Genomic DNA, 904 nt, shown 5'->3' with positions numbered 1-904 from the left:
CGCTGACGGCGGCGTCATGGTGCTGCCGCTCGGGCCGCAGGACGGCGCCCAGATCATCGTCCGCCTGACCAAGACGCCGAGCGGGCTGTTTCGCGAGAACTTCATCGGGGTGCGCTTCGTGCCCCTCCTGCCGGGACAGGCGCGGGAGCTGTAGCGTGCCCCGGACAAGGCGCGTCGGGCCGCAGGCCGGTGCGCCTCAGGCCGGTGCGCCTCAGAGGCTGACCCGAAATTAAATTGAGTGATTTCAATCCCCTGTGATTCAGTCGTGGTTGCGAGCTACGACGGAGGCACAAGTTGGTGTGGACTGAAATCACCCGGACGAAATATCGGCGAGACGGGCTGCGGTATGCAAGCGACATGACGGACGCGGAATGGGCGGTTGTCATGCCGCTCTTGCCACGCGCGAGCCGCCTGGGTCGTCCACGGACGACCCGTTTGCGAGCGGTGGCCGATGCGATCTTCTACATCGCCCAGACCGGCTGCCAATGGCGGCTCCTGCCGAAGGAGTTTCCGCCCTACACGACGGTCCAGCGCTATTTCTACCAGTGGCGAAACGACGGCACGTGGCAGACGATCAATCACCATCTGGTCATGCTGACGCGCGAGGTCGAAGGGCGAGAGGCGAGCCCCACGGCCGGCGTGATCGACAGTCAATCGGTCAAAACCACCGAGGCCGGAGGACCGCGCGGCTTCGACGCGGGCAAGAAGATCAAGGGCCGCAAACGACACCTTCTCACCGACACCGGAGGCCTCCTGATCGCCGGCCTCGTGCACGAGGCGGATATCCAGGACCGCGACGGTGCATCGCCGCTTCTTGCCCTGATCCGAAATGCGTTTCCCTGGTTGCGCCACGTCTTCGCCGATGGAGGTTATGCCGGTGGCAAGCTGAGAACTGCGCTCGGCG

The 904-nt window shown here is 64.9% G+C and carries 1 protein-coding gene; it reads left to right on the top strand.

Annotated elements, in window-relative coordinates; genetic code table 11:
• Positions 1 to 294 precede the first annotated feature (294 nt).
• Positions 295 to 904, top strand: a 610-nt coding sequence (locus ABTU92_RS29760) for an IS5 family transposase (protein WP_408095144.1), incomplete at its 3' end; no start/stop codon positions are given.

Source organism: Rhodoplanes sp. SY1 (assembly GCF_046000175.1).
Lineage (GTDB): Bacteria > Pseudomonadota > Alphaproteobacteria > Rhizobiales > Xanthobacteraceae > Rhodoplanes.
The sequence above is the reverse complement of the archived record's forward strand: the minus strand, read 5'-3'. Positions and strand labels throughout refer to the sequence as shown.